This window comes from Streptomyces sp. NPDC093097 (assembly GCF_044754325.1).
Taxonomy (GTDB): Bacteria; Actinomycetota; Actinomycetes; order Streptomycetales; family Streptomycetaceae; genus Streptomyces.
On sequence record NZ_JBIVOW010000005.1, the window covers coordinates 412,667 to 438,070 of the forward strand.

Here is a 25,404-nt window from a genome sequence, read left to right on the forward strand (position 1 = left end):
CGTCGGACCGGCGCCGGGCGGGGCCGTGCCCTTCCCCGTCCCCTCCCGCGTTCCCGGTCGGGTGCCCGCCGGTGGCCGCTCCCGCATCCCTTCCCGCGCGAACTGCGCCATCCCCTCGGCGAATCCGGTCTCCGCCCGCCATCCCAGCTCCTCGCCGATCCGCTGCGAGGAGGCGGTGATGTGCCGGACGTCGCCCAGCCGGTACTCCCCGGTCACCACCGGTTCCGGCCCGCCGTACGCCTCGGCCAGCGCCCGGGCCATCTCGCCGACGGTGTGCGGGTGCCCGCTGCCGGTGTTGTAGGCGGTCAGCGTGCCCGGCGCTCGGCCCGGCAGGGCCTCCAGCGCCACCGTGTTGGCCGCCGCGACGTCCCGGACATGGACGAAGTCCCGCCGCTGGCCGCCGTCCTCGTAGACGGTGGGTGACTCGCCACGGGCGAGCGCCGACCGGAAGAACGAGGCCACCCCCGCATACGGGGTATCACGCGGCATGCCCGGACCGTAGACGTTGTGGTACCGCAGCACGACGGCCCGGCCGCCGGTGGCCCGGGCCCAGGAGGCGGCGAGATGCTCCTGGGCGAGCTTGGTCGCCGCGTACACGTTGCGCGGGTCGACGGGCGCGTCCTCGCGGACCAGACCGGGCAGCAACGGAGCCCCGCAGCGCGGGCACCCCGGCTCGAACCGCCCGGCCTCCAGATCGGCGACCGCCCGCGGGCCCGGCCGCACCGGGCCGTGGGAGGGGCAGCGGTAGTCCCCCTCCCCGTAGACCACCATCGAGCCGGCCAGCACCAGTTGACGCACCCCCGCCCCGGCCATGGCCGCCAGTAGGACGGCCGTTCCCAGGTCGTTGCAGCCGACGTAGTCGGGCGCGTCCGCGAAGTCCTTGCCCAGACCCACCATCGCCGCCTGATGACAGACCGCGTCGACGCCGACCAGGCCCGCCTCGACGACCGCCCGCTCGCGCACGTCCCCGACGATGCGGCGGACCCCGGGGCGCGGCGGCGGGGGCTCCGCATGGGCCGAGGGCAGCAGTGCGTCGAGCACGACGGGCTCATGGCCACGCATGAGGAGCGCCTCGACGACCTGCGATCCGATGAATCCGGCACCGCCGGTAACCAGTACTCGCATGCCGATCACGCTAGGCGCGATACCCCGTCACGGCGCGCGCCACGACGAGCACGTCGCGACTCCGTACGGGCCGGCCTCCGCCAGTCGGCCGAGCGCGCGCCGAGAAGGCGTACGCGTCCCGCACCGAAGCAGGTTGGGGCAACGGGCGATGCCGCCGGAACCCGTCCCTCGACGGGAGCGCGCATGCTACGTTTTTACCGCACGGTCAAAAAATCGAGCGCGCGGTAAGCAGGAGCGAACCCTCATCGAGGAGGCGCGGCGTGCGCAGTCGGCGAACTGCGCGCGAGGGCCTCGCGGATACCGGGGTTGCGCCAGGCGTCACCGACCGGGAACGCACGGCGGGCGGGGATCACCGAGCAGGCGGTCCTCCACCGCGATCCGGTGGAGCCGTTCGACCGAGCCACGACGAGGGGACGAGCGTGAGCCCGTACATCGACAACACCGAAGTGACCAACGAGGAGTTACCAGTGCACGGAACAGGCGACGCGAACACCGAACGCCGGGGCACCGCCGCCGCACCCGAACGCACCGAGGAATCGGAACCGTCCACGGCACGGGCATGGACGGCTCTGGCACGTGATGTGGCAGTCCCACTCGCGGTGTTCTACGGAAGCCGGGCCGCGGGGATCGGCCAGTTGCCGGCGTTGATCCTCTCGGGCCTGGCACCGCTCGCCGGCATCCTCCTCACCTGGGCGCGCCAGCGACGCGTAGATCCGACCGCGCTGTTCGTGATCGCCGCCATGGTGCTCTCGGTACTGGTCGCCATGGTCACCGGCGACGCCCGCACGCTGCTGGCACGGGAGAGCTGGGTCACCGCGGCGCTGGGCCTGTGGATCCTCGGCTCCCTGGCGACGGCCCGCCCGTTCCTCCTGGACGCGGCGGTCAAGGCCGCTCCGGCCGGTATGGCGCACCGCCTGGACCGCCTGTGGCACAGCAACCCCGTCGTCCGCCGATGGATGCAAGTGGCCAGCGTCGCATGGGGTGTTGCGTTCCTCCTCGACGCCCTCATCCGCGTGGTGATGGCCTATACGCTCCCCCTCGACAGCGTGCCGACGCTCGGCGTCGTGCTGCTGGTCGTCACGCTGGGCCTGGCACAGGCCGTCGTGACGCTGCACGGCCGCCGCAACGGCGCCCTCGCCCTGATACGCGGCCGCGACTGATCCGATCGCCCCCCGACTGCGCCCTCCGGCCGTCGGAGGACACAGCCGGACGAGTCGTCGCGACGGCTCGTCTCCGGGCAACCGCTCGCCCGAGTCCGCCACTTCGGGTACGCCTTCTCCTACGAAGCGCCGGAAGCCGGCCAGGGCAACGGCCGACGTCACGCTCCCCTGCCGACACCGAGTAGCGGTCGAGACGATGCTCAGTGCCCTGGCGGGGGCCTCAGTCGCCAGGGGTGACCGGCTCGGGATCGGCGTCGAGCGCGTCGAGCACCGCGTCGCCGTTCGCCCTCGCCCACTCGGTCAGCATGTGGATCGGATCGATCAGCGTCGCCCCGAGGGGGGTGAGTTCGTACTCGACGCGGGGCGGCACCTCGGCGTAGGCGTGGCGGCGGATGAGTCCGTGCGCCTCGAGCCGTCGGAGGGTCTGGGTGAGCATCTTGCGGGAGATGCCGCCGATCAGCTTGATGAGCTCGCCATGGCGTACTGGGCCCTTGCTGAGGCCGTAGAGCACGACCACGGTCCACTTGTCGGCGATCAGCTCGACCGCCAGACGCGCCGGACAGTCGGAGAGAAAGGGATCACCGGGGCCAAAACCGCTCATGGCGCCAAAGGTACCTGCTGGTTCCTATCAAAAACCTAGCCTGGGTTCTCTTCCCCCTCCCCCTGAAAGAACCAGGAGAGTCATGCGCGTCATCACCCAGCAGATGCTCGGCGGTCCCGAGGTGCTCACCATCGTGGACGCGCCCGAGCCCCAACCCCTGCCCACCGAGGTTCTCGTCCGCGTCAAGGCGATCGGGCTGAACCCGCTGGAGGCGCTCCTGCGCGCCGGCGAGTTCCCGCCGCTGCTCGGCCGGCCGCCGTTCATCCTCGGCTGGGACATCAGCGGCGTGGTCGAGGAGGGGCCGCTGACGTATAGGTTCAGGCCCGGCGACGAGGTGTTCGGGATGCCGCTGTTCCCGCGGGCGGCGAGCGCGTACGCCGAGGTCGTGTCGGCGCCGGCGTTGCACCTGGCACGCAAGCCGGCCTCGCTCTCGCACGTCGAGGCGGCGGCCCTGCCGGTCGTCGGGTTGACGGCATGGCAGGGCCTCGTCGACCTCGCCGGCGTGACCGAGGGCGACCGCGTCCTGGTCCACGGTGGTGGGGGCGGGGTCGGCCACGTCGCGATCCAGATCGCGAAGGCGCTCGGCGCGCACGTTGTCGCGACCGCCAGCGGGGGCAAGCGGAAGTTCGTCGAGGGGTTCGGCGCTGACGAGGTGATCGACTACACGGCGGTCGACTTCGCCGAGGCGGTCCGCGACATCGACGTCGTACTCGACACGATCGGCGGCGACACCGTGGAGCGGTCGCTCGAAGTGCTCCGCCCAGGCGGTCACTTGGTGACGGCGGTCGCCGAGGAGGACCCGGACCTCATCGCCAAGTACGAGGCGGCCGGCATGCGCTTCAGCGGCATCGCGGTCGACCCCGATCCGGTCGCCCTGCGCGGTCTCGTTGCACTCGTCGAACAGGGCAGGCTCCGGGTCCACGTGCAGGAGACGTTTCCGTTCGAGCGCGTCGCCGACGCGCACCGGCTGCTCGACGGCGGTCACCTCCAGGGCAAGCTCGTGCTCACCGTCTAGCAGCCGGCCGATCGCGGACGGGCGAGGACACCGAAGAGGTCGAAGAGGACGAGGAGGAGGGTTCCGGAGGCCATCGGTCACACCGTCCGGACGGTCACGCCGGCGGCGGTCAGGCGGTCCGTCCGGTCGTCCGGGGCGGCGTCGGTGACGACGGCGTGCAGGGCGTCGGCCGGTGCGACGTGGGCGAGGGCGGTGCGGGAGAGCTTGCCGGCCTCGGCGACCGCGATGACGCGGCGGGCGCAGCCGATGGCGGTGCGCTTGATGGCGGCGTCCTCCAAGTCGTAGGCGGTCAGGCCGTCTTCCGCGGTGAGGCCGCAGCAGCCGATGACGGCGGTGTCGAAGCGCAGGGCGGTCAGCGACGCCTCGGTCAGCGGGCCGGTCAGGGTCAGCTCGCCGGGCCGGGGCCGGCCGCCCGGCACCAGCAGGGTGAGGTGCGGGCCGTCGGCCAGGGCGTTGACCGCGTGCAGGGAGAGCGGCATGACGGTCAGCCGGCGGTGGGCCAGCGCCCGGGCCACTTCCAGGCAGGTGGTGCCGCCGTCGAGGACGATCGACTCGCCGTCCGCGATCAGCTCGGCGACCTCGGCGGCGATGCGCCGCTTGGCCTCCCGCCCCTCCTGTGCGCGCAGCGCGAAGGGGGGCTCCTCCCCGCGCAGCAGCAGGCTCCTGGCTCCCCCGCGGTACCGCTCGATGACGCCCTGGGCGGCCAGCGCCTCCAGGTCGCGGCGGATGGTCATCTCCGAGGCGCCGGTCAACTCGGCCAGTTCCGCGACGCCGATGCTGCCCGCTTCGCGTACGGCCTCGGTGATCCGCTTCAGTCGCGCTGTGCCAGCCATAGCCACATTTGAACGCACCACGCACCCGGAACGCAACTTCCGAACAGAAATTCCGTTCGCTATGTTCGTTGCATGGAGACTCAGACATCCCGGACCGGGACGCGTCCGGACACCCCGCCGGACCGGCTGCGGGCCGGGCGGGCGGCCACCTTCGCCTATTTCGCCCTCAACGGCTTCCTGATGGGAATGTGGATCGTCCATATCCCGACCATCGAGCAACGAGCGGGGATCAGCCATGCCGTACTCGGCTGGCTCCTGCTGCTGCTCGGCGCGGGCGCCTTCGCCGGCATGCAGCTCGTCGGGCCGCTCACCGACCGCTTCGGCGCCCGCACCGTCGTCCCGCTCAGCGCGGCGCTGTGCAGCCTCACCCTGATCCTGCCCGGACTGGCCACCCACGCCTGGACGTTGGGGGCCGCGCTGCTGCTGCTCGGACTCGGCAACGGCTGCCTGGACGTCAGCATGAACGCCCATGCCGTCCAGGTCGAGCGCGACTACCGACGGCCCGTCATGTCGGCGTTCCATGCCACCTTCTCCATCGGCGGCGTCCTGGCCGCCCTCGTGGGCGCGCGCACGCTCGCCCTGGGCTGGAGCCCGGCGGCGGCCCTCGGCGCGGTGGCCCTGCTGGGCCTGCTCACCGCCGCACTGGCCGCACCGGCCCTGCTCCCGGCGACCGGCCCACAGGCCACCCCACGCACCGACCAGCGGGATTCCGCGTCCCCGGACGCCACCGCCCCGACCCCACGCCCCCGGCGCACCACACCGCGCCACATCTGGGTACTGGCCGCCCTCGCCCTGATGATCATGCTGTGCGAGGGCGTCGCCAACGACTGGAGCGTGCTCCACCTCCGCACGGTCCTGGGCGCGCCCGCCGCCACCGCCGCCCTCGCCTACGGGGCCTTCGCCACCGCCATGACCCTCGGCCGCCTACTGGCCGACCGGATCGCCGCCCGCCTCGGCCCGGTGGCCGTCCTCCGCTACGGCGCCGCCGCGGCCGCCGCCGGTCTGACCGCGGCCGCCCTCTCCCCCTGGATCCCGCTGGCCCTGACCGGCTGGGCCGTCTTCGGCGCCGGACTCTCCGGCTGCGTCCCCCAACTCTTCAGCGCCGCCGGCCACTTCGACCACGACAACGCCGGCGCCAACGTCTCCCGGGTCGCCGGCCTCGGCTACCTCGGCATGCTCGCCGGCCCCGCCGTCATCGGCCCGCTGACCCACGCCGTACCGCTCAACCTCACCCTCCTCCTGCCCGTGGCACTCTGCCTCGTCGCCGCGGCCGCGTCCGCGATCCTGCGCCCCCGGCCGACGACAGCCGCATCGGACGCCACCCCGGCGGCGCTCACCTGACACACCCGACGAGCGCGCCCGCTCCGGCCCGCCGGCGAAACGAACGAACAGAACGAACAGGGGGCACAGGGCAGGATCGCCGGACGGGCCGCTACGCTCATCCTCCGTTCACCACCGTGATCATGAGGAGCCCGGACCGTGCACAGCGCCGTAGCGACGACTCAAGGCGACCGGATCCGCTGGGTCGAACTGCCGGGCCGCGAGCCCACCCGCGTCTACGTGCACGGCCTGGGCGCCACCTCGCCCGCCTACTTCGCGGCGAGCGCGACCCACCCCCTGCTGGCCGGCCACCGCTCGCTGCTGATCGACATGCTCGGCCACGGCCTCAGCGACCGCCCGACGGACGCCGACTACACCCTCGAAACCCACGCGGACGCCCTGGCCACCGCCCTGACCGCGGCGGGGGTCTCCGGCGCACAGCTGATCGCCCACAGCATGGGCGGCTCGGTGGCCATCGTCCTGGCCACCCGGCACCCGCAGCTGGTCTCCCGACTGGTCCTGATCGACGCCAACCTGGACCCGATCCAGCCGCGCGCCGGCGCCGGCGGCAGCACCGGCATCGCCCACTACTCCGAGGCCGAATACCTCGCCGGCGGCTGGGCGGAGATCCGCGACCGGGTCGACGCGCACTGGTGGTCCACCATGCGCCTGGCCGGACGCGAGGCCCTGCACCGCAGCGCGGTCCACCTCACCCGCGGCACCACCCCGTCCCTGCGGGAACAGCTGCTGAAGCTGGACATCCCGCGCACCTACCTGCTGCCGGCCGCCGACGGACCGCTTCCCGGCGCGGACGAACTCACCGCGGCGGGCGTCTGCGTGCGCCCGGTCCCGGACTGCGGACACAACATCATGCTCGACAACCCCCACGCCTTCGCCCAGGCCACCGCGGCAGCACTCACCGATCCCGAACAGGCCTGACGGCAGGGCGCGTTGGGGTGGCGGGCACCGGGCCCCGCGGTGGGCGCTCGCGGGCCCGACGCGGGCCCCGGACACCGGCCCCTGCCAAAAACCGCCCGGCACATCCGACGAAACAGAGACGGAGGCACGACGATGGAGCACTTCATCCGGCCCGAGGGAGCACCGCCCACCAACGGCTACAGCCATGCGGTGGCCTTCACTGGACCGATAGTCGTGGTCTCGGGACAGGTCCCCGCGGACGCCGACGGCCGGCTGGTGGGCGAGGGCGACGCCGAGGCCCAGATACGCCAGATCTACGCGAACCTGGAGACCGCCCTGAGGGCGGCGGGCTCCGGCCTCGACCACATCGTCAAACTGACGGTGTACCTGACCGACTTGGCGGACCTGGACGCCTTCCGCCGCGTCCGGGACGAGCACCAGGATGCCGAACACCCGCCGGCCTGTTCACTGGTGAAGGTCGCGGGGCTGGTGAACCCGGCTTTCCGAGCCGAGGTCGAGGCATGGGCAGTGGTACCGGCGGATTCCTGAGGCCCCGATCGACCGGCGGCGTGTAGCGCGTCGCCATCGGCTGCCCCGTGCGGGTCGCGGGGCGTCCGAGCGGCCGCAGGATGCTCGGGTGGACGCCCCAGAGGTCGGGACAGCCGGAGGGAAACACTGGGGACAGCCGGATTCCCCGGCGCCCGGCGGCTCCATAGCGTCCTCGTCATGACGAATCTCCCGGCAGAGGCAGGGCGGCAGCCCCTGCGACGGCGGCGCGGGCCGCTGGTGTACCTCGTGCTCGCGAACCTGGGCATGTGGGCGGCGATGTCGCCACTGTTGATCAGCGGCTTCCAACGTGGTGACGCGCGGGAGGAGACCGGTGCGCTGGCGGAAGTGTGCATCGCGGCCGCGATGTTCGCCCCGGCCCTCGCCGCGCTCCTGGTGATCCGCCTGGTCGAGCCGGGCGGTCGGGTACGGGACGCCCTCGCCCTGCGCTGGCCGCGTCCGTGGGGACGAGGCGTGCGCGCCTGTCTGACGGGGCTCGCCGTGCCCGCCGGCCTGACCGTCGCCGCGCTCGCCCTCGGCAGCGCCGCGGGCGTCTACCCGGTGGGCGAACTGCACTGGGGCACCACGGGCACGTGGGCAGTCGGCATGCTGGTGCAGATCGCGGTGTCGCTGCCGCTGTTCTTCGGCGAGGAACTGGGCTGGCAGGGCTATCTGTTCCCACGCCTGGCCCGGTCGGGAAGCGGCACCCGCCTGCTGCCGGCGTACCTGCTCACCGGCTGCGCCTTCGCGCTCTGGCACCTACCGACGCTGCTGATGGGCGGCCAGTATCCGGGCCGGCCGTGGTACGTCTCGGTCCCCGCGATGCTGGTCAGCTGCACCCTCGTCCTGCCGATCTTCACCTGGCTGCGACTGCGCTCCGGTTCGGTGCTGCCCGCCGTCCTCGCGCACGCCTTCGTCAGCACGGCGAGCGTCGGCATGGTCAAGCAAGGCGCCGACCCCACCGCCCGGTTGGACCCGCTGCACATGGGACTCACCGGCTGGCCCGGCTGGATCGTCATGGGCGCGCTGGTCGCGTTCCTGGCCCTCACCGGAAGGCTCCGGATGCCGCCCGGCGTCACCGGTCCCCCTCAACTGCCCGCCCGCGCACCGCTCGCCACCACGGCATGACGCCGAACGGCCGGCCTTCACGCCGGCCGCCAGGCGGTTCCCGACGCGGCCGGCCGTAGCAGCTCCATGGCGAAGTCCCGGGCCGTGCGCGGCGCCCGGCCCCCTGCTCCGCCTGCCGCACGCCCGGCGCTTCCCTACAGCGTCCGGCCGAGCAGGGCGACGACATGGGCGATGCGCTGTTCATCGCGCTTGTAGTGGGTCCACTTGCCCACCCTCGTCGCCCGCACCAGTCCCGCGCGTTGCAGTTCCGCCAGATACGCCGAGACCGTCGACTGGGCGAGTCCCGCCTTGGCCTGGAGGTGGCTCACGCAGACCCCCACCTCGATCGGGTCGGCGATCGCTTCCCACTCCGCGAAGTGCCGCACCGGATCCCGCAGCCACCACAGCATCTGCAACCGCATCGGATTGGCCAACGCCCGCAGGACATCCAGCAGTTCGGGATCGGGAGCATCCGGTGCGGTCGCGGGTGCGGGTGCGGTGTCTGTCATGGACCCCGAGTATAAGTTTACTACCGACGTTTCGAAGAACTTCGATACGAGGTGGTGCGGAGCGAGAGGGGCAGGCGACGCTCAAAATCGCCGCACCACCACACCCGCACGAGATCAGGCACCGTCATTCCCCGGCAGCAGCGCGTCACCGAGCCGACGCCAGTACGGCATCGCGGAGCGCCCCGGCTCGACCCCGATCACCTGCACGCCGACGTGGTCGGCACCGGCGCCGAGATGACCGTGCAGCTTCTCGACGATGGCATCCACGTCCCCCCAGAACACGAAGTCGTCGACGAGCCGGTCACTGCCGCCGCCTGCGATCTCCTCCTCCGCGTAGCCGAGCCGGCGGAACTTCGCGACGTTGTACGGCGTGGCCAGATACCCGCGCAGATGCTCCCGCGCACGGGCGCGCGCCACCTCGGGGTCGGACTCGAACAGCACCGCCTGCTCCACTCCCAGGAACGGGTCCGAACCGAGGATCTCCCGCGCCTGCGCCGTGTGCGCCACATTGACGTGGTACGTGTGCGCCCCGGCCGAGCGCTCACGCGCCAACTCCAGCATCCGGGGTCCGTACGCGGCCAGGACGCGGCGCATCGGGGCCCGCGGCTGGGGGTCGGCACCCGCGAGCGCGTCCAGTTCGTCGAGGTAGGCGTTCATCGCCGCCAACGGCTTGACGCCGGGCCGCGGTTCGCCGCCGAACCCCAGGCCCAGCACATGCCGGTCGGGATAGGCATCGGCCAGGAGTCGGCTCGCGCCGTAGGTCGATCGCGCGTCGCGGGGCCAGATCCGGGCGATGCCGTTGATGACATGCATCCACTCGGTGCAGGAGAGCAGGAAGCCGGCGTGCGTCAGCGCCTCGCGTCCGCCGACCTCGGGGACCCAGAACGCCCGCCACCCCGACTCCTCCAACTCCCGGACGGATTCGCGCATCAGCGCCGCCGGTTGGTTCTCGAAGTCGAAGGTGTAGATCCCGAACTTCCCGAGATCCAGACCGTCAATCCCACCCATGGCGCGTCTCCTCCGGCACGTCGCCGGCACCCCGCCGACGATCAACAACACATCGAACTATCGCAGAATCCCGATATGAAGTGCAAGCAGGCCACCACCGCCGGCGAGCACGACACCGTCGCGCCTGATGCCACCTCAAGTCCCGTGGCTGCCACGCACGTTGCCCATCCAGCCACCGCACAGACGTCTGGAAGTCGGAATCGGCCCGGGAGACCGGCACCGGCGCGCTGTCGGCCCTCGCTGCCCCGCCGATCAGGAGGGCAGGTGGCATCAGGCCCAAGGCCCCCAACAAAGCCACAGCGAGCCCAGGACGGGACGGCTTCTCCCTCGCATGCCGGCCGCTCACCGTGCCGCCCCGCTACCGGCCATCGCACTCAACGGCGCCCAGGTGAAGAGCAGCTGCGCACCGTGGCGTCCCAGGTGATCCAGCTCCGGATACCGCAGCTCGGGCTTGGAGGACAGCGCGGTCGGCCAGCGCGTCAGAACGACGTCGACCTCACCGCGCTCCGCCATCTCCCTCACCAGCCGCCACCCCGAGCGCAGGCAGGGGTTCGGCTCCCCGTACGGGTCGGAGATCTCCGCCTTGATCTGCAAGCTGTGCTTCTCGGCGAAGCTGTGGCCTTCCTCGACGGCCCGCTGCTCGGCCAAGCCATGGGGCTGTCCGCTACGGGTTGCGCAGACATAGAGGACGGCCGGGGTTCTGGTGCTGATCCTTGTCATCTTGGCCCTCCCGGGCAAGGGGCTGTTGAGGCCGGGAGACGTCGCAGCCGCCCGGTACCGATGCACAGCAGCATCGCGACGCGGGCACGGCCGCCAAAGGCCCAGCTGATTACCCAACTTGGGTAACATCACCAGCCGTAGATGATGAGCGACATCGCGTAGCTTCAACGGCGGGAGCCAACCGCATGCCGAAGTCAGCCCAGCCACGCGAACTTCCCACCAGGCTGCTCACCGATCCCGAGATGATCGGCGCCTGCCGGGTCCGCGACTTCAGCAGAGTGTTCCGGCTGGTGAAGAAGCAGGCCGGCATCTATCCATCGATGATCGCCCGCCTGTGCGATCTCACCCCGAGCCGCGTCGGTGAAGTGATCGCCGGGGAACGCCGCTTGCAGCACATGGATGTGGTCGAACGCATCGCGGACGGCTTGCGCATCCCAGGCCACATGCTGGGGCTGGCCCGCCGGATATGGGAGACGCCTCCGTCCCTCACCGTGACCGATCGGGAGCCGGCAGCCGAATCTCCGTCGCTGTTGCCAGAGCAGCCCAAGCCCGTGGACCTTCCCGGGGCGGACGTGGACAGCATCCTTGCCCTGACTTCGGCACCCGATCCGAGCCCATCCACCTTGAAAGCGCTACGGGCGTCGATCGAGGACTACTGGCGGCGCGACGACCAGCACGGCGGCGAAACGCTGCGACCAGCGGTGGTCGGGCAACTCCGTTACGTCGTAGGACTCTTGGGCGAGAGCAGGTCCAGGCCCCTCAAGAACGACTTGTACGGGGTCGCGGCCGAACTCGCGCGGCTCACCGTTATCTAGAGGTGGTTCTTGGCGTGAGGCACGTTGACCGAACTAACTCACGTGTTCTCGCAGGTCAGTTGGGGTTTCTGCTAGCTTCCCGGCATGTCCGGTGAACAGCGTCCCGGCAGGGATCTGAAGAACTTTGTGCTGCCTGAGTTAGGCCAATTACTGGAGACGGGAGACCCCTGGGAGCCGTATCAGGTGCTGGACTCGTTCGGACGGCCGATCGAGCCTGTCGCCACGTACCTCAGAGACCTGATGGCAGCGGACAGTTCGCCGTTGACGCCACGCTCGTACGGGATGGATCTGCTGCGCTGGTGGCGCTACCTGTGGGCTTTCGGCATCGAGTGGGACCGCGCGGTTCGAGAGGATGCCCGGGACTTCATGCTGTGGATGAAGCTGGCGGACAAGCCGGTACGTGTCCACTGGCGTCACCGCGGCAAGGACCCTGCTGCGATACCTCCGGCCCGGCGTGACAGTCCGGCGCCGGGATCTCCGAACCCGGTGACGGGCAAGCCCATCGTCGGCAAGAAGTACGCGCCCACTACCCGGGCGCATTGCGAGACGGCGCTGCGGACCTTCTACGACTTCCACCTGGAGCGCAACACCGGATCGCTGCTGGTCAATCCCTTCCCCTGGTCCGAAGCCGGCGCTCGGCGCGAGCCAACGCCCACCACAACCCAGAGAAGGAACACAACAAGCAGCGCACCGGCCTCTACCGGCCCAAGGTCCCCAAGCGGATCCCGCGCCGCATCCCCGACGAGAAGTACACCGAGGTCTTCGCGGGTCTCCGCTCGCACCGTGATCGTGCCCTCCTGGCCTTCTGGGTCGCCACCGGCGCCCGCGCCGAGGAACTGCTCACGGCCAAGCAGGGTGATGCGGTCGTCGGCCAGCAGACCATCGGCGTGATCCGCAAGGGCACGCGCGCCTACCAGGAACTGCCCGCCACCCCCGACGCGTTCGTCTGGCTGCGGCTCTACCAGGAAGAATCCTGGAACAAGGGCTTCCCCCGCAGCCGCGCGCAGCCGCTGTGGTGGACTCTGCGCCGCCCCTGGCGGCCGTTGGGGTACGACGCGGCGCGCATGATGTTCAACCGCGCCAACGAGCTCCTGGGCGCCAACTGGACTCTTCACGACCTGCGCACATTGTCTCTGCTTAGTTTCCGTGTGGCGATTGACTTCAGCGGGGCTGGTGGCCTGGGTGTTTGGGCTTTGCGCTGAGCCGTGTGGTGTTTCTACTGTCAGCGCCCATGATCTTGAGTTTCTTCTCGTCCCGAGGCTGGGAGTCCTGGGACGTCGAGCATCGGCCGTTGATCCCCGAGCGGATGCCCGTGCTCGTCGACGACGACCTGCGCTTCGAGGACGGACCCGCTGTGCCGCGTCCGACGGTGGTGGTGAATCGGTGGCTGCGTGAGCTTCCGGCCAGCGGGGCGCCGGCGCCGAGTTCGTGGGAGAACTACGCGCGAGCGGTCAAGGAGTGGATGGAGTTCCTGGCCGAGCACGGGGTGGGCCTGTTCGACTCGCGCGAGCGATTGAAGGCCGGGCTGAGCCGGTACGCCGAGCATCGGGCGGCGGGTCCGTTGAAGGCTCGGTTCGCGGCGACGACGCGGGGGCCAGCACATGAGCATCCTGTCGCTGTTCTACCGGTGGGCGATGCACGAGGGGTACGCGGCGGCTGAGCCGTTCACCTACCGGGCCGCGCGGGCTCTGTTCGCCGGGACCAGCCGGGAGGTGCGGGTGAATCTGGCGGTGCGCCGCACCCCGAAGCCGCACGTGACGATCAAGTACCTGGAGCCGGACTTCACCGAATTGTTCCGCAAGGGGCTACGCGGGCTCGCCCCGGACGGCTCGCAGGACACTGGTTTCCATGGGCGGGAGTTGACCCGCAACGGGGCGGTCGGGGATCACGCGCTGGCCAGTGGGATGCGGCTGCAGGAGTTCACCTACCTCCTGCCCTGGGAGATCCCCGCCCTGCCGCCGGAGCCGACCGGGGTTCCCATCCCGTTCCCGGTGCCGGCTGGGATCACCAAGGGCAAGAAGTTCCGTACCACGTGGACCTCCTACGAGGCCCTCGCCGGGCTGCACGACTACCTGGAACTGGACCGCGCGGCCACCACGGAGGGCTCCGGCTGGATGCCGCCGCGCCGGTGGGGCGAACCGCTCATGGTCACCCACCCCGACCCGCGGGGCGGTCGGGTCAACGGAGTCCGCCGCTCGTGGGACTTGCTCACCCCGGCCGAGCGCCGCCGTCTGGTCGCCCCGAGCGGTGGTTCGTGCCTGCTCGCGGTGAAAAACGGGGGTGGCCCTTTCACTGCCTGGGCGACGGTCTTCGAACGGACCTCGGACCGGATCCGGGCCCGCTTCGAGCCCCGCTTCCCGCATGTCTGGCCGCACCGATGCCGTCACACGTTTTCGATGAGGACCCTTGAGTACCTGGTCACCGGGCACTACCGGCAGGCAGCGAAGCTGGTGCGGGACACGGACGCGGACGCCGCGCTGATCTTCTACCTCTCCAGGGCGGACCCGCTGCTGGTGCTGCGTGATTTGTTGGGTCACTCGACTGTTCTGACGACGGAAAAGTACCTCCGGCGCCTGGATACGACTCTCATCTACCGGGATGCATACGAGGGTGCCGGGGCTGCGGCTGGGCTGACCTGCGACGCGACGGCCGAACGCGAGGCCGCGGCGGAGTTCTCCGACGATTTCGAGGACGGGGGCGCCTGATGCCGGCGATGCCCATCGATGAACCGCTCGGTATCGCCTGCGTGTTCAGCGACGGCCGCCGCGCGGAGTTCGCCCTGGACGGCCTACCGAACCCCCAGCTGGCCCGGGATCTGGCCTGCGGCCTGGCCGAACTCGTCCATCCGCACGGGACGGTCGATGCCGCAGGCAGTGTCATGCACTACGTCAGTTCCGCCCGTCACATGGTGCGGACCCTCGCAAGCCGAGGATTCACCGGCGGTGCCGACCAGTTGAGCCGTGGCGTGCTCGCCGGGTACTGGATGGGCACCTCGATGGGCCGCGAGGCCCACACGCGCCGCATGATCATGGGCTTCACCGCAGGCGGTGGGGGCCTTGCACCCGGGGTGGAGGAATTCGCGAACGGAAGGAACTTCAACCCGCAGCCCTATCGCAAGCCCTTGCCGCCCTACCCGGAGGAGGAGTGGGACCGCCTCACCACCGTCTGCCGCACCGTGGTCGAGAAAACGTACGCCGCTCACCGGCAGGCCCTCGTCACCGCCACACGCGGCCGACATCCTGTCGAAGGCGGCTGGACACCGGAGAACTTCCGATGGCTGCTGTCCCGGGTCGGACCCATCGGAACCCCCGACCTTGCACGGACCCTCGGCGTGACGTTCGAGGTCGTCCACCGGCAGGGGGCCGCTGACTTCCACGAAGCTCTCCAAAGTCTCTTCCCTCACCTAGACGCGGCGATCGCCTACCGGCTGCTGTTCGGCATCTACTGCGGCATCGTGCCGGACGGCATCGACGGGCTGGGGATCGGAGACGTGGACTGGGCCGGGGACGCCTCGATCCTGCTGTCCTACGTCAAAGGCCGCACCGCGGCCGAGAGCCTGAACCTGCCACGCCGGGCCGTGCGCCTGCTGGAACAGTGGCTCGCGCATTCCGCGCTGCTGAGGAGCTTCATGCCGCCCGGAGACCGGGATCGGCTCTGGCTCTGCCTGGCTCGTCCGGGCAACCCCGCCCTCGCGGCCCAGAAGATTTCGAGTGCCCCCGGCAGAGGTGGGCCCAGCGTCACGGCATCATCGGTGCTGACGGCAGACCTCTGAAAATCCACCGGGCCAGGATACGTACCACCCACCACGCGATGCGCGACAAGCAGACCTGGACCGGCAGCGGGCGGGCGGGCGACGATCGATCCGAACCACAGCCCGGCCGTTGAGGGCGATCACTATCTCACTGCCACGACGCCGGCCCAGCGCAGAGCTGTCGAGGCCATCGTCGAGGACGCCCAGCACGACCTGCTCGCACGCGCCCAACCGCCCACGGTCCTCACCGACGAAGACGCCGCCATCCTGGCCGAGGGTTATCCGCAGCTCGTGGCCGCGATGGATATGGGCGAAACAGCCCTCGCCGAACTGGTCGGCGGGCAGCGCGATGTGTTCTCCGCGGCTTGCGGCGACCAGCTCTCCGGATTGCACGGTCCGAAGGGCAAGCCCTGCCCAGCCCGCCCCTGGGTCTGCCTGCTCTGCCCACTCGCGGTGTTCGCACCTCGGCACGCGGCGAACCTGCTGCGGCTCAAGGCGTTCTTCTCCCGGCAGTGGCAGCAGATGCCCGCCGCCCAGTTCATGGCCGTCTTCGGCCCCTACGCCACCCGAATCCAGCAAGTCCTGGACCGCTTCGACCCGGACCGCGTTGGCGCAGGCCGCCACCCAGGTCACCGATCAGGATGAAGAACTACCCCTGAGGCCAGAGGAGTTGACCGCGTGACCGGCATGACTTCGACTTTCGCACACAGCGCGCATGCCGCGTCCCCCTTCGTCCTCGCAGACGTCTGCAAGGAGGCGGGCCTCCAGCTGCCCGCAGGGGCTGACCGCGTGTTCTTCGACGACGACCTGTGGGACTTCACCGAAGTGATCGGACTGCCGGTCCAGATGCCGCTGAGCACCCGACGCTTGGACTTCGCCACCATTGCGTCTCCGGACTGGCGCCTGGTCGCCAAAGAACTCGTGATGGCCATGGTGGCACCGCGGCACCCGGTGGTCGCGCCGCTGCCTCGCGCCTACCGCACCGCGCTGCATCTGTGGACGTGCGCGGGGCGCCTCGCCGAGCTCAGCCGTTTCTTCCGCTGGCTCGACGTTCGGGGCGTCACCTCGCTGGGCCAGGTAGACACGGAGTGCTGTGAGGCATATCTGTGGCACCGGCGCTACGTGCTCGACGAGAACGGCACCGTGGTCGGTAGCCAGAGCCCGGCAACCCGGCGGGCTGCCGCCATGGTCCCGGTCGACTTGGTCAACTACCGCGAGCTTTTCACCGCCGACCGGCCTACCGCCGACCTGATTCCGTGGGGCGGTGCCACCCCTTCGGCCGTCGCCGAGATGCCCAACGGAAGGGACGAGAACAAGACCCAGCCCGTCGAGGACGGCGTGCTGCAGCCGATGCTCGCTGCCGCTCTCTACCTGCTGACAGTATTCGGCCCGCACGCCATCTCGCTCACCGAGCAGATACGGGAAGCCGACCGCCTCGGAGCCCGCAAGTCCCGCGACGTCAGACGGGTCCAGGGACGGAAGAAGGCCCGGGCTCAGGATCCGGAACCGAAGATCACCGCATTGCTCGCCGAGCACAGACGGACGAGCGATCCGCTGGCGCTGCTGCCTGACCACCACGTTACGGAGAGGATCGCCAAGGGCTGGTCGAAGCGTGATCCACTGGTGGGCATCTCTCTGGACCTCCTCGCACGGCGGGCCGGGTTCAGCTTTTTCAGCCCTCGGTGGCTGCCCGCGCTGCGAGGGCCGTTGGAGGAGACTCTTGCGTCGGTCGGCGCGGAGCGGGAATTCGGCAGGAACGCGGTCGCGGTCACGGTGGCCACCGGGGACACCACCGTGCCGTGGACGTCGCCGCTGCACCGACAGCAGGCTGTCGCGCTGGTCGGCATCGTCCGTACCGCCGCAGTCATCGTCCTGGCAGCGGCCTCCGGGATGCGCTCATCCGAGCTGATGGAACTGGAAGTCGGCTGCCGCCCGTCGGAGGAACCCGCCCCGGCCTGATCCGCTACCGGCTGGTCAGCAAGGTAATCAAAGGCCAGGGACTCGGCGGCGTCGTCGACGAATGGGTGGTCATCGAACCCGCTTACCGCGCTGTGGAACTCATCGAATGCCTGCACCCCGCCCCTGTCGAAGGAGCGACACTGCTGGGGCGGTTCGCCTTCGATGTCCGCTACCGGTGGTTCCGGAACTGGGTCAACTCCGAAGCCGGGGTACGGCTCGGCCTCGCCCCCATCCCGGACGGCCTCGTCAACCTGCGGCGACTACGCAGGACCCTTGCACTGGAAATGGCCTACCGGCCTGGCGGCGTCCGCGCGACCAAGATCCATCTGAAGCACATCGTTGTCGCGACAACCGAGGGCTACAGTTCTCGCCCCGGCGGGGCCCAAGCCGAACTGCTGGCCGAGGTCAGCAAGCTGGAAGGCGACCGCAACCTCGACCTGGTCCTGGCCGAGTTCCGAAACTACCAGCAGGGCGTCCTCCCGTCCGGGCCGGGAGCCCGGAGCCTGACCGAATTCTTCGCCAGCATCGACGCCAAGCTCGACCCGATGGCAGCGCCGACGCCGAAGACCCAGCGCAGTGACCGCGATGTGCTCAACCTGCTGGCCAAACGGGCCAGGACCCTCCACCTCGGGCCGGCGAACTACTGCTGGTTCACCGACCCTTCACGCGCGCTCTGCCTCAAACTCGCCGGCACCCCCACCGCCGACCGCCCGCTTGTCGGCATGTGTGACTCGGCCCGCTGCCCGCAGGCCACCCACCATCCCTGTCACCGCCCCGTCTGGGCCGAGCATGCCGAACGCACCAAGACCTTCCTCGGCCAGCTCGGCGCACCACGCAAGACCGAACGCACCCGGCTCCAAGCCGACTACGACCGGGCCCTCCGCGTCGTCGCCGAGATCGACGCCGCCAGCACCATCAAGGACGAGGAGTCCGCATGAGAATCTCCGCAGCCCAACGGACCGAGAACGAGAACCGCATCCGGGCCACTATGGACCGGCTCCTGCGCGGCGAGATCCCGCCCGGCGCAAAATGCGACATCAAGACACTCGCCAACGAAGCCGGCGTCGACCGCACCGCGTTCTACGGCACCCGCCCTTACGCTCACCTCCGCATCGAGTTCGAACGACGGGTCCAGGCGCTGCAAGACGCCGGCGAGATCCCCGACCCTCGCGAGGCTCAGATCGCCCGCCTCAAGACAGAGAACACCAAGCTCAAGGAGCGACTGGCCCAGTCGGAGCAGACGATCGACGACCTAACGGACTTCCGCACCCAGTCCTTGGCCCAGCTCGCCGCACAGCACGAAGAGATCGGCCGCCTTCGCGAAGCCGCCGCCAGGGCCGACCGTGTCACCCGACTCCCCACAACCCGCTCAGCAAGCAAGGTCATCGGGTCGTGCAGTTGATGCGTGCTGCTGGTTCATTCCTCTCCGCGCGCACGGCGCCGCCAGGCTTCATCGAGGGCCGCACGCTGGGCATACAACTCCATGCTGGCCTTCAGCAGCCGTTCGGTGTCCTTGGCGGAATGTCCGTTCGCCTCGATGGACTCCTCTCCGGACAGTTCCAGTCGGAAGGTCTTCTTCCTTGTGTCGGGCTCCCAGGGCGTTGATCGCGACGCGCAGGTTGAGCCAGACTCCCGGCCCGGCTGTCACGCCGATAACAACGTGCACCGGTTCGAGCTCGAATTCCTGGATCTCACCAGCCTCGGCACCCACGTCACGGAGGACCTCCATGGCCTCCTTGGAGATCGTCGGGGAAACCCGGAGATAGACCTTCTCAAACTCGGCCCGCGCTTCGAGCCGGATCACAAGGTCGTCATTCGTACTGGTCATACCGCGACGCTGCTGTACTGACCGGGCACGTTGATCAATCGTGAGAATGGCGGCTGGTTGCCGCACGCGGTGTGGGGCCGGTGGTGGTTGTACTGGTGGAGCCAACCGGCCAGTGTGTCGCGTCGTTCTTGCTCGCTGGTGTAGCAGCGGGCGTAGGCCCAGCCATCGGCCATGGTGCGGTGGAAACGCTCGACCTTCCCGTTCGTCTGCGGGCGGTAAGGGCGCGTGAACTTCGAGGTGATCGAAAGCGCTTCGCAGTTGTCGCACCACAGGTACGAGCGGTACGCGCCGCCGTTGCCCGACAGGACCCTCTCAATGGTGACGCCACGGTCAGCGAACCAGTCGACAGCCCGGTGCAGGAAGCCGACGGCGGTGACGGCTGTTTCGTCGTCGTGGACCTCGGTGTAGGCGACGCGGGAGTGGTCGTCGATGACGGTGTGCACGAATGCGTATCCGACCTTCGGGCCGCCGTAGGCGTTGCGTGACTTGCTCTGCGTCGCGGCGCGGTGCTTCTCGCCTTGGTGGCGGCCGACGTAGCGCCAGCCGCCACCGTCGGGGATGTTCCCGAGCTTCTTCACGTCCACGTGCACCAGTGATCCCGGATGGTCGTGCTCATACCGGCGGACGGGCTCACCGGTCTCACGGTCGACGTAGGCGAGTCGGTTCAGGCGGGCCGATCGCAGGATTCGATGCACTGTCGACGGGGCGATATTGAGTCTCGCAGCGAGCTGGACCGGCCCTTCCCGCAGACGTAGTCGCAGGCTGACGCACCTCTTCGTCACGGTCTTGGGTGTCTTGGCCGGAGAGCTCCGCGGTCGTGAGGATCGGTCCTGCATGAACTCGCCTGCGAGGTAGCGATCGACCCAGCGCTTCACGGTCGGCCAGGACACCTGGAAGCGGGCCGCGACTTCGCTGATTGGCCAGCCGTCGTCAGCGACGAGTCGAGCGACTTTCAGCCGGTGGCGCGGGGTGAGGGCCACGTTCGAATGCGACATTTCTGAGCTCCTAGACAGGCTGAAAGGCCGACCATGGTGTGTGGCCGGCCCTTCAGCTTGGAGATATGCGGGGAGGGATAGTGCAGGTCAGTCGACCGGGGAGACTCGGATGAGGTTGCCGTCAGGGTCCGTAATCACGAACGTGCGGCCGAAGACAGCATCATGCGGCTCCTGCACAACGTGGACGCCCTTCGAGGCCCACCTCGTGAAGATCTCGTCAATCGCCTGCGATGGCCCCGGCACCATGAGTCCGATCTCTGTCGTACGAGGGAGGCTCGGGACCGCGTGCTCGCTGTAGCCCGTCCACAGTGCGAACAGGACACCGGGGGCAGCTTCGAAGGCTACGTAGTGGGGACTGGTGAAGGTCGGTTCGATCTCGAACAGGTCGCGGTAGAAGGCGGTGGCGGCCTCGGCGTCGCGGACGCCGATCAGGAACAGGTTCGGTGCGGGCATGGAGTGCTCCTCAACTCGTTGATTTCTCGGTCCAGCACTCAGTGGATCACCCAATCGCGACGGAACCTGTCACCTTTTCTGAGAACATGGGTAAGCATGAAGGCTTCAAGACTCCTGCATCTCCTGCTGCTCCTGGAGACCCGTCAGCGGCTCACTACCACGGAGCTCGCCGCGCGTCTTGAGGTGTCCCGGCGGACTGTGCTGCGGGACGTCGAGGCGCTATCGACAGCGGGCGTGCCCGTCTATGCCGAACGTGGGCGGAACGGCGGGATCGTCCTGCTCCCCGGTGCACGGCTCAGCGCATCCCATCTGGAACCACCAGAACTGGAGGCCCTATCCGTGGCCGGCTTGGACAGCGCACTACGTGAGCGAATGGGCCTAACTGCGGCGTGGGAGTCGGCCGAGCGCAAGATCGCCGCCCGCCAGGCTGCAGCACCTGAGTCGCCGAGCCCGCTGCGGCTGGCTGACCTTGTGCTTGTCGACAGCACCGCGTGGTTTGCTGCCCCCGAGGCAGCGGTCGAAGTATCGGATCTGGCCTCGACCCTGCGACACCGGCGGCGCCTTCGAATCCTGTACCGGCGCAGCGCCGAGAGCCAGGCCTCGACACGGGTGGTCGACCCGTACGGGATCGTGGCGAAATCAGGTCGCTGGTATCTCGTCGCCGATGACCAGGGCGACAGCCGGCTGCTCGCTCTGGAACGACTGTCGGCCTTCGAACAGCTAGACGCACCAGCCGTGCTCCAACCAGGCGAAACCCTCCGCACCAGATGGGCCGTGTTGAAGAAACGCACTGAGGAGCAAGATCGCGTGAGCGTGACCATCCGCCTGCCGGAAAAGGGTCTCGACCTGGCGCGGCGCATCCTCGGCACCCGCATCCACCATGTCTCCGACGCGGAAAAAGGCTCGTGCGTCGTCGTCGTGCGCTACCCCGACATCGAGTCGGTGCGTCAGCTTCTTCAGTTCGGCGACCACATCGAGGTGCTCGCCCCTGAGACGGCCCGCGCACGCATCAGTCAGCTCGCCAGGGACCTGGCTGACAGACACTCAACCCCCGCATCGTGATTGCCGATCAGGTCCCCTGTTCTCAATCAACGTGCCCGGTCAGTACAGCTAGCGATGGCCCCAGAGACCCGTGCCACACACCCATCGGTTCACTCGATCCGGTCACCCAGGAAGTGGCTTGCCTCACATTCGGGCCATCGGAATGCAACACGGCCAGTTGTCAGCGTCGCGAACGCGTCGTCCTCCACCACCCAGCTCAATGACACACGAACCCATCTGCACACAGCCTCTGCGGACACAACTTGATCGGCGACGTTCTTGATGCTCGACGATCCGAACATGCCGCCGGTCTACGTTCAGCACATCCTCGGCCATAAGCATCTGTCCACCTTGGACATCTACAACCGGCCCACCAGGGACGACGTGATCTCGGCAGGGCTTGCACACCACGCCCGCCAGGAGCACAAGCGCAACAACCCGCCTCCGGCCCCGCCCGCGCCGGCCTACAACCGGGACTCCCTCGACGTCCTCTTCGGCGGGAGCCCCGGGTGACAACTACCACCGTCCCGCTCGTCACCCCGCCGGCCCTGACCGCGAAGAGCCTGGCCGGCAGCGAGATCGATGCCCAGCTGCAGAGGTTTCCGCCACGTAGCCCGGGAACCGACTGGCCCACTACCCGGATCTCCCGCGAGGAGGTTCTCCACAGGTTGGAGCGGCCGCCGTTCAAGAACGGCAAAGACTCCACCCACCAGATGCGGATGGTCGGTGCGCGCCTGCTGCTGCGATGGCTGGAGACCTTCGAGGGGAAGACCTGGCAGCAACGCTGGAACGCCAGCCCGGGCTCCGCCACCTCGGTCGGCTGGACCGAGGCCCCGCTTGCCTGGGGGATCGTTCACGGCAGGAGGCCGCAGAAGGCAGGGCTCGGGTCCGGGCTGCTGGCCCTGGTCTGCGCTGATGTCATCCGTCCCAGCATGCCGTGGCTCGCAAGCAGCCTCTCTCCCCACCTGCGCGAAGCCATCGAAGCCGCCCGCGATCCCAAGGGATTTGCCGAACTTCGTGACGCACGCATGCCCGGACAGCCGGACCCGCGGCGCACATCGAAGGCGCTCAAGGCCGTGGCCCGCATCTTCGCGGCGAAGGGCGGCGGCACCGACGACATCGTGGTCGGCGATGTCCTCGAACTGCTGTTGGCGGCCACGGGGACCTCCACGAGCCACACGCGAATCGCCTACGCCCTGCTTCAGAGGCGCGGCCAGTTTCCCCCTGACGCACCCAAGACCCTGCGGAGCATCGAGATACGTGCCGGACAGGTGAGCCCGGCCCAGCTCGTCGACCGGTTCGACGTGAAGTGCAAGCCGATCCGCGACCTGCTTGTCAGCTACCTGACCGAGCGACAGCCCTCCATCGACTACGTCACGTTGGTGCAACTGTCGAGCAATCTGGTCGGCTACTTCTGGGCCGACCTGGAACGGCACCACCCCGGGATCGACAGCCTTCACCTGGCCCCGGAGGTGCGCGACGCGTGGAAGGCCCGGATCGCGGTCAAGACGGTCAAGTACCGCATGCCGAACGGCACGGTCGCCAGGACAACAGAGCCGCGCATCGCAGCCTTGAGTATCAGGACGGCAGTGCGGGGCTTCTACCTGGACATCGCCGAGTGGGCTCTGGACGAGCCCGAGCGCTGGGGACCGTGGGCCGCTCCGGCCCCGGTGACAGAAGCCGACTGCTCTGCCAAGAACGTCGAGCGGGAGGTCCGCACCAGATCCGATGCCCGCACCCGAGAGAGGCTGCCGGTCCTGCCCACGCTGGTACAGGCAGCTGCCCGTCGGCTGAACGAGGCCAAGGAGCGGCTGGAGGCATTGGAGGCGGCTGACCTGAGATCCACCATCACGGTGCTCGACGAGAGCTTCACCCTGCCCCGGTCTACCGAGCGAGCCGGCGGCAAACCTTCAACGGTCGTTGACGCCACAGGAGCGAGGCGCGACTTCCGAACGGAGGAGAAGCTGGCCTTCTACGGCTGGGCGACCGTGGAGATCCTCCGGCACACCGGGATGCGCATCGAAGAGCTCAGGGAACTCGGCCACCACAGCATCATCAGCTACAAGCTGCCGACCACCGGAGAGGTGATCCCGCTCCTGCAGATCGCGCCCTCCAAGACGGACCAAGAGCGCCTCCTGCTGGTCAGCCCTGAGCTCGCCGACGTTCTCAGCGCCGTGATCAGCCGTGTTCGCGGGCATGACGGCAGGGTGCCGAGCATCCCGTCCTATGGCCTGCACGAGAAAGTCTGGAACCCACCCATGCCGCTGCTCTACCAGTGGCCCGTAGGCGGCGAAAACAGGACGATCTCCACCACCACGATCCGCCAGTCACTCAACACGCTGCTGGCGGATACCGGCATCACCGACGCCCACGGACAGCCGTTGACCTTCCAGCCGCACGACTTCCGCAGGATCTTCATCACCGACGCCATCCTCAACGGCTTGCCGCCGCACATCGCCCAGGTTATTGCTGGTCACGACCACATTGGAACCACGATGGGGTATGCCGCGATCTACCCGGAAGATGCCATCGAGGCTCACCGAGCCTTCATCGCCCGGCGCCGCGGTCTACGACCCGCCGGGGAATACCGGGCGGTGACCGACGAGGAGTGGCAGGAGTTCCTCGGGCACTTCGAGCGGCGCAAGCTGGCCCTGGGGCAGTGCGGCCGAGCATACGGAAGTAGCTGTGTCCACGAGCACGCCTGTGTGCGATGCCCGGTACTGATCGTGGGGCCGGACGAACGGCCCCGTCTGGAAGAGATCCGCGAGAACCTCCACGCCAGGATCACCGAAGCCGAACGGGAAGGATGGCTGGGCGACGTCGAGCAACTGACCGTCAGCCTCACCGCAACCCACGACAAGATCAGCCAGATTGACGCCAGCGAGAGGCGGAAGAGCTCGCCGGTATTCGTCGGCATGCCGACGATCAAGCAACTAGCGGTCCGGGAAGCCCAAAACCTGAACAAGACGGACTAAGCACGCCGCAGTCGGACGCTAAACGGCCTCTCTGGCGGTAGTTCGGAGAAGGCATGCGCCGCCTTCCCGTACTTACCTCACAAGATGTTGGTGGTGGCGTCAGTGCTGGATGAGGCCGCCGACCGAGACGGGAGGGACATGGCCGGTTGCCGGAAGGGTCCGCGCCAGAGCGAGGCCGATATCGACCAGCGACGACCGGCGCAGGCCGGCCACGTCGGGGATCGGAGTCCAGACGGACTCGGCGGTTTCGCCGTTCGGCTCAGGCCGGAGTTGGCCGCCAATGATGCGGACCCGGTAGAAGATGCCGACATTCTGGTGCTCTGGTCCCCCGGGGACGGTGCGTTCGGCGGCGGGGATCACCCTTGAGTCCACGCCCAGCAGGCGTTCGACCATCGCGTCGCAACCGGTCTCCTCGGCAACCTCCCGGATCACCGCATCGAACGGATCCTCCCCGTGCTCGACCCTGCCGCCCGGAAAAGTCCAGTTCTTTGAGACGTGATGGGCAAGCAGGACCCGCCCGTCCTCGATGCACACGGCGTACGCCGCCAGCCGAAAACTCATGCCCGTACCTCCCACCGAACGCTATCCCAACGTGCAAGATCCGCGCATCGCCGGGCATCGGCAAGACGCCCTAGGTGTTCTGTCCGGGGAGGTTGTGGACAGTGAGCCAGGTCTCGGCCGTGGGATCTTGAACGGGTGAGGGCCTTCCGGGTTCGGTGTGGATT

Annotated in this window: 26 protein-coding genes and 2 pseudogenes; 19 read left to right on the forward strand and 9 right to left on the reverse strand. The window is 69.0% G+C overall.

Annotated features, from left to right (window positions below; translation table 11 throughout):
* Positions 1-48 precede the first annotated feature (48 nt).
* A pseudogene (locus ACIQE0_RS12065) lies at positions 49-1,125 on the reverse strand (NAD-dependent epimerase/dehydratase family protein); the annotation flags it as partial.
* Between the two features lie 419 nt (positions 1,126-1,544).
* On the opposite strand from ACIQE0_RS12065, the gene ACIQE0_RS12070 reads away from it, so the two are divergent.
* Positions 1,545-2,285 (forward strand): VC0807 family protein, encoded by a 741-nt coding sequence (locus tag ACIQE0_RS12070; protein WP_402331005.1) that lies wholly within the window; start codon positions 1,545-1,547, stop codon positions 2,283-2,285.
* Between the two features lie 220 nt (positions 2,286-2,505).
* Here the strand turns inward: ACIQE0_RS12070 and ACIQE0_RS12075 are convergent, their stop codons facing one another.
* Positions 2,506-2,886 carry a winged helix-turn-helix transcriptional regulator gene (locus ACIQE0_RS12075; RefSeq protein ID WP_384090647.1) on the reverse strand — a complete coding sequence of 127 codons (381 nt, stop codon included), beginning with the start codon at positions 2,884-2,886 and terminating at the stop codon, positions 2,506-2,508.
* A gap of 82 nt (positions 2,887-2,968) precedes the next feature.
* On the opposite strand from ACIQE0_RS12075, the gene ACIQE0_RS12080 reads away from it, so the two are divergent.
* The gene (locus ACIQE0_RS12080) at positions 2,969-3,901 is read left to right on the forward strand and encodes an NADP-dependent oxidoreductase (RefSeq protein ID WP_402331006.1); all 933 of its coding nucleotides are present in this window, start codon (positions 2,969-2,971) and stop codon (positions 3,899-3,901) included.
* Between the two features lie 77 nt (positions 3,902-3,978).
* On the opposite strand, the gene ACIQE0_RS12085 is transcribed toward ACIQE0_RS12080, so the two are convergent.
* Positions 3,979-4,734, reverse strand: coding sequence for a DeoR/GlpR family DNA-binding transcription regulator (locus ACIQE0_RS12085; RefSeq protein ID WP_366333523.1), 756 nt, complete (start codon positions 4,732-4,734; stop codon positions 3,979-3,981).
* 72 nt (positions 4,735-4,806) lie between these two features.
* Between ACIQE0_RS12085 and ACIQE0_RS12090 the strand changes: the two genes are divergently transcribed.
* From ACIQE0_RS12090 to ACIQE0_RS12105, 4 genes are all read left to right on the forward strand, one after another.
* Complete coding sequence (locus ACIQE0_RS12090) at positions 4,807-6,075, forward strand: MFS transporter (protein ID WP_366333525.1); 1,269 nt, start codon at positions 4,807-4,809, stop codon at positions 6,073-6,075.
* Positions 6,076-6,213: 138 nt separating this feature from the next.
* Positions 6,214-6,993 carry an alpha/beta fold hydrolase gene (locus ACIQE0_RS12095; protein WP_402331008.1) on the forward strand — a complete coding sequence of 260 codons (780 nt, stop codon included), beginning with the start codon at positions 6,214-6,216 and terminating at the stop codon, positions 6,991-6,993.
* A gap of 132 nt (positions 6,994-7,125) precedes the next feature.
* Entirely contained in the window at positions 7,126-7,521 is a 396-nt protein-coding gene (locus ACIQE0_RS12100) for a RidA family protein (protein ID WP_402331010.1), read from the forward strand.
* 177 nt (positions 7,522-7,698) lie between these two features.
* Positions 7,699-8,646 (forward strand): CPBP family intramembrane glutamic endopeptidase, encoded by a 948-nt coding sequence (locus ACIQE0_RS12105; protein WP_402331012.1) that lies wholly within the window; start codon positions 7,699-7,701, stop codon positions 8,644-8,646.
* A 134-nt stretch (positions 8,647-8,780) separates the two neighbouring features.
* Here ACIQE0_RS12105 and ACIQE0_RS12110 read toward each other — a convergent pair whose 3' ends face one another.
* The 3 genes from ACIQE0_RS12110 to ACIQE0_RS12120 form a co-directional block, all read right to left on the reverse strand.
* Positions 8,781-9,134 (reverse strand): ArsR/SmtB family transcription factor, encoded by a 354-nt coding sequence (locus tag ACIQE0_RS12110; RefSeq protein ID WP_402331014.1) that lies wholly within the window; start codon positions 9,132-9,134, stop codon positions 8,781-8,783.
* 114 nt (positions 9,135-9,248) lie between these two features.
* On the reverse strand, positions 9,249-10,142 hold the full coding sequence (locus ACIQE0_RS12115) for a TIGR03620 family F420-dependent LLM class oxidoreductase (protein WP_402331016.1): 894 nt from the start codon (positions 10,140-10,142) through the stop codon (positions 9,249-9,251).
* Between the two features lie 342 nt (positions 10,143-10,484).
* Positions 10,485-10,862 carry a hypothetical protein gene (locus tag ACIQE0_RS12120; RefSeq protein WP_402331017.1) on the reverse strand — a complete coding sequence of 126 codons (378 nt, stop codon included), beginning with the start codon at positions 10,860-10,862 and terminating at the stop codon, positions 10,485-10,487.
* A 185-nt stretch (positions 10,863-11,047) separates the two neighbouring features.
* Between ACIQE0_RS12120 and ACIQE0_RS12125 the strand changes: the two are divergent.
* From ACIQE0_RS12125 to ACIQE0_RS12170, 10 genes and pseudogenes are all read left to right on the forward strand, one after another.
* Positions 11,048-11,668, forward strand: a pseudogene (locus ACIQE0_RS12125) (hypothetical protein); the annotation flags it as partial.
* A 548-nt stretch (positions 11,669-12,216) separates the two neighbouring features.
* Entirely contained in the window at positions 12,217-12,879 is a 663-nt protein-coding gene (locus ACIQE0_RS12130) for a hypothetical protein (protein ID WP_402331018.1), read from the forward strand.
* 5 nt (positions 12,880-12,884) lie between these two features.
* A complete protein-coding gene (locus ACIQE0_RS12135; protein ID WP_402331020.1) occupies positions 12,885-13,337 on the forward strand; it encodes a hypothetical protein in 453 nt (150 codons plus the stop codon).
* Complete coding sequence (locus tag ACIQE0_RS12140) at positions 13,279-14,382, forward strand: site-specific integrase (protein ID WP_402331022.1); 1,104 nt, start codon at positions 13,279-13,281, stop codon at positions 14,380-14,382. The genes ACIQE0_RS12135 and ACIQE0_RS12140 overlap by 59 nt, the downstream gene beginning before the upstream one ends.
* Positions 14,382-15,449 (forward strand): hypothetical protein, encoded by a 1,068-nt coding sequence (locus ACIQE0_RS12145; protein WP_402331023.1) that lies wholly within the window; start codon positions 14,382-14,384, stop codon positions 15,447-15,449. Before ACIQE0_RS12140 ends, ACIQE0_RS12145 begins: the two co-directional genes overlap by 1 nt.
* Before the next feature lie 270 nt (positions 15,450-15,719).
* Positions 15,720-16,073 carry a hypothetical protein gene (locus tag ACIQE0_RS12150; protein ID WP_402331025.1) on the forward strand — a complete coding sequence of 118 codons (354 nt, stop codon included), beginning with the start codon at positions 15,720-15,722 and terminating at the stop codon, positions 16,071-16,073.
* Positions 16,074-16,217: 144 nt separating this feature from the next.
* Positions 16,218-17,387 carry a hypothetical protein gene (locus tag ACIQE0_RS12155; protein ID WP_402331027.1) on the forward strand — a complete coding sequence of 390 codons (1,170 nt, stop codon included), beginning with the start codon at positions 16,218-16,220 and terminating at the stop codon, positions 17,385-17,387.
* Between the two features lie 92 nt (positions 17,388-17,479).
* Positions 17,480-18,325, forward strand: coding sequence for a hypothetical protein (locus ACIQE0_RS12160; RefSeq protein WP_402331029.1), 846 nt, complete (start codon positions 17,480-17,482; stop codon positions 18,323-18,325).
* Entirely contained in the window at positions 18,322-18,789 is a 468-nt protein-coding gene (locus tag ACIQE0_RS12165) for a hypothetical protein (RefSeq protein ID WP_402331031.1), read from the forward strand. Before ACIQE0_RS12160 ends, ACIQE0_RS12165 begins: the two co-directional genes overlap by 4 nt.
* Before the next feature lie 3 nt (positions 18,790-18,792).
* Positions 18,793-19,236, forward strand: coding sequence for a hypothetical protein (locus tag ACIQE0_RS12170; protein ID WP_402331033.1), 444 nt, complete (start codon positions 18,793-18,795; stop codon positions 19,234-19,236).
* Here ACIQE0_RS12170 and ACIQE0_RS12175 read toward each other — a convergent pair.
* Positions 19,212-20,210 carry an IS481 family transposase gene (locus ACIQE0_RS12175; protein WP_402331035.1) on the reverse strand — a complete coding sequence of 333 codons (999 nt, stop codon included), beginning with the start codon at positions 20,208-20,210 and terminating at the stop codon, positions 19,212-19,214. The genes ACIQE0_RS12170 and ACIQE0_RS12175 overlap by 25 nt on opposite strands.
* An 87-nt stretch (positions 20,211-20,297) precedes the next feature.
* Positions 20,298-20,663, reverse strand: coding sequence for a VOC family protein (locus ACIQE0_RS12180; RefSeq protein WP_384097144.1), 366 nt, complete (start codon positions 20,661-20,663; stop codon positions 20,298-20,300).
* Between the two features lie 96 nt (positions 20,664-20,759).
* Here ACIQE0_RS12180 and ACIQE0_RS12185 point away from each other — a divergent pair, with 96 nt between their 5' ends.
* The 3 genes from ACIQE0_RS12185 (at position 20,760) to ACIQE0_RS12195 (ending at position 24,679) form a co-directional block, all read left to right on the forward strand.
* Entirely contained in the window at positions 20,760-21,725 is a 966-nt protein-coding gene (locus ACIQE0_RS12185) for a helix-turn-helix transcriptional regulator (protein ID WP_402331037.1), read from the forward strand.
* Between the two features lie 279 nt (positions 21,726-22,004).
* Positions 22,005-22,217: a hypothetical protein gene (locus ACIQE0_RS12190; protein ID WP_402331039.1), complete on the forward strand. Its 213-nt coding sequence runs from the start codon at positions 22,005-22,007 to the stop codon at positions 22,215-22,217.
* Positions 22,214-24,679, forward strand: coding sequence for a tyrosine-type recombinase/integrase (locus ACIQE0_RS12195; protein ID WP_402331041.1), 2,466 nt, complete (start codon positions 22,214-22,216; stop codon positions 24,677-24,679). Before ACIQE0_RS12190 ends, ACIQE0_RS12195 begins: the two co-directional genes overlap by 4 nt.
* A 99-nt stretch (positions 24,680-24,778) precedes the next feature.
* Here the strand turns inward: ACIQE0_RS12195 and ACIQE0_RS12200 are convergent, their stop codons facing one another.
* Positions 24,779-25,240 carry an NUDIX hydrolase gene (locus ACIQE0_RS12200; RefSeq protein WP_402331043.1) on the reverse strand — a complete coding sequence of 154 codons (462 nt, stop codon included), beginning with the start codon at positions 25,238-25,240 and terminating at the stop codon, positions 24,779-24,781.
* Between the last annotated feature and the right edge of the window lie 164 nt (positions 25,241-25,404).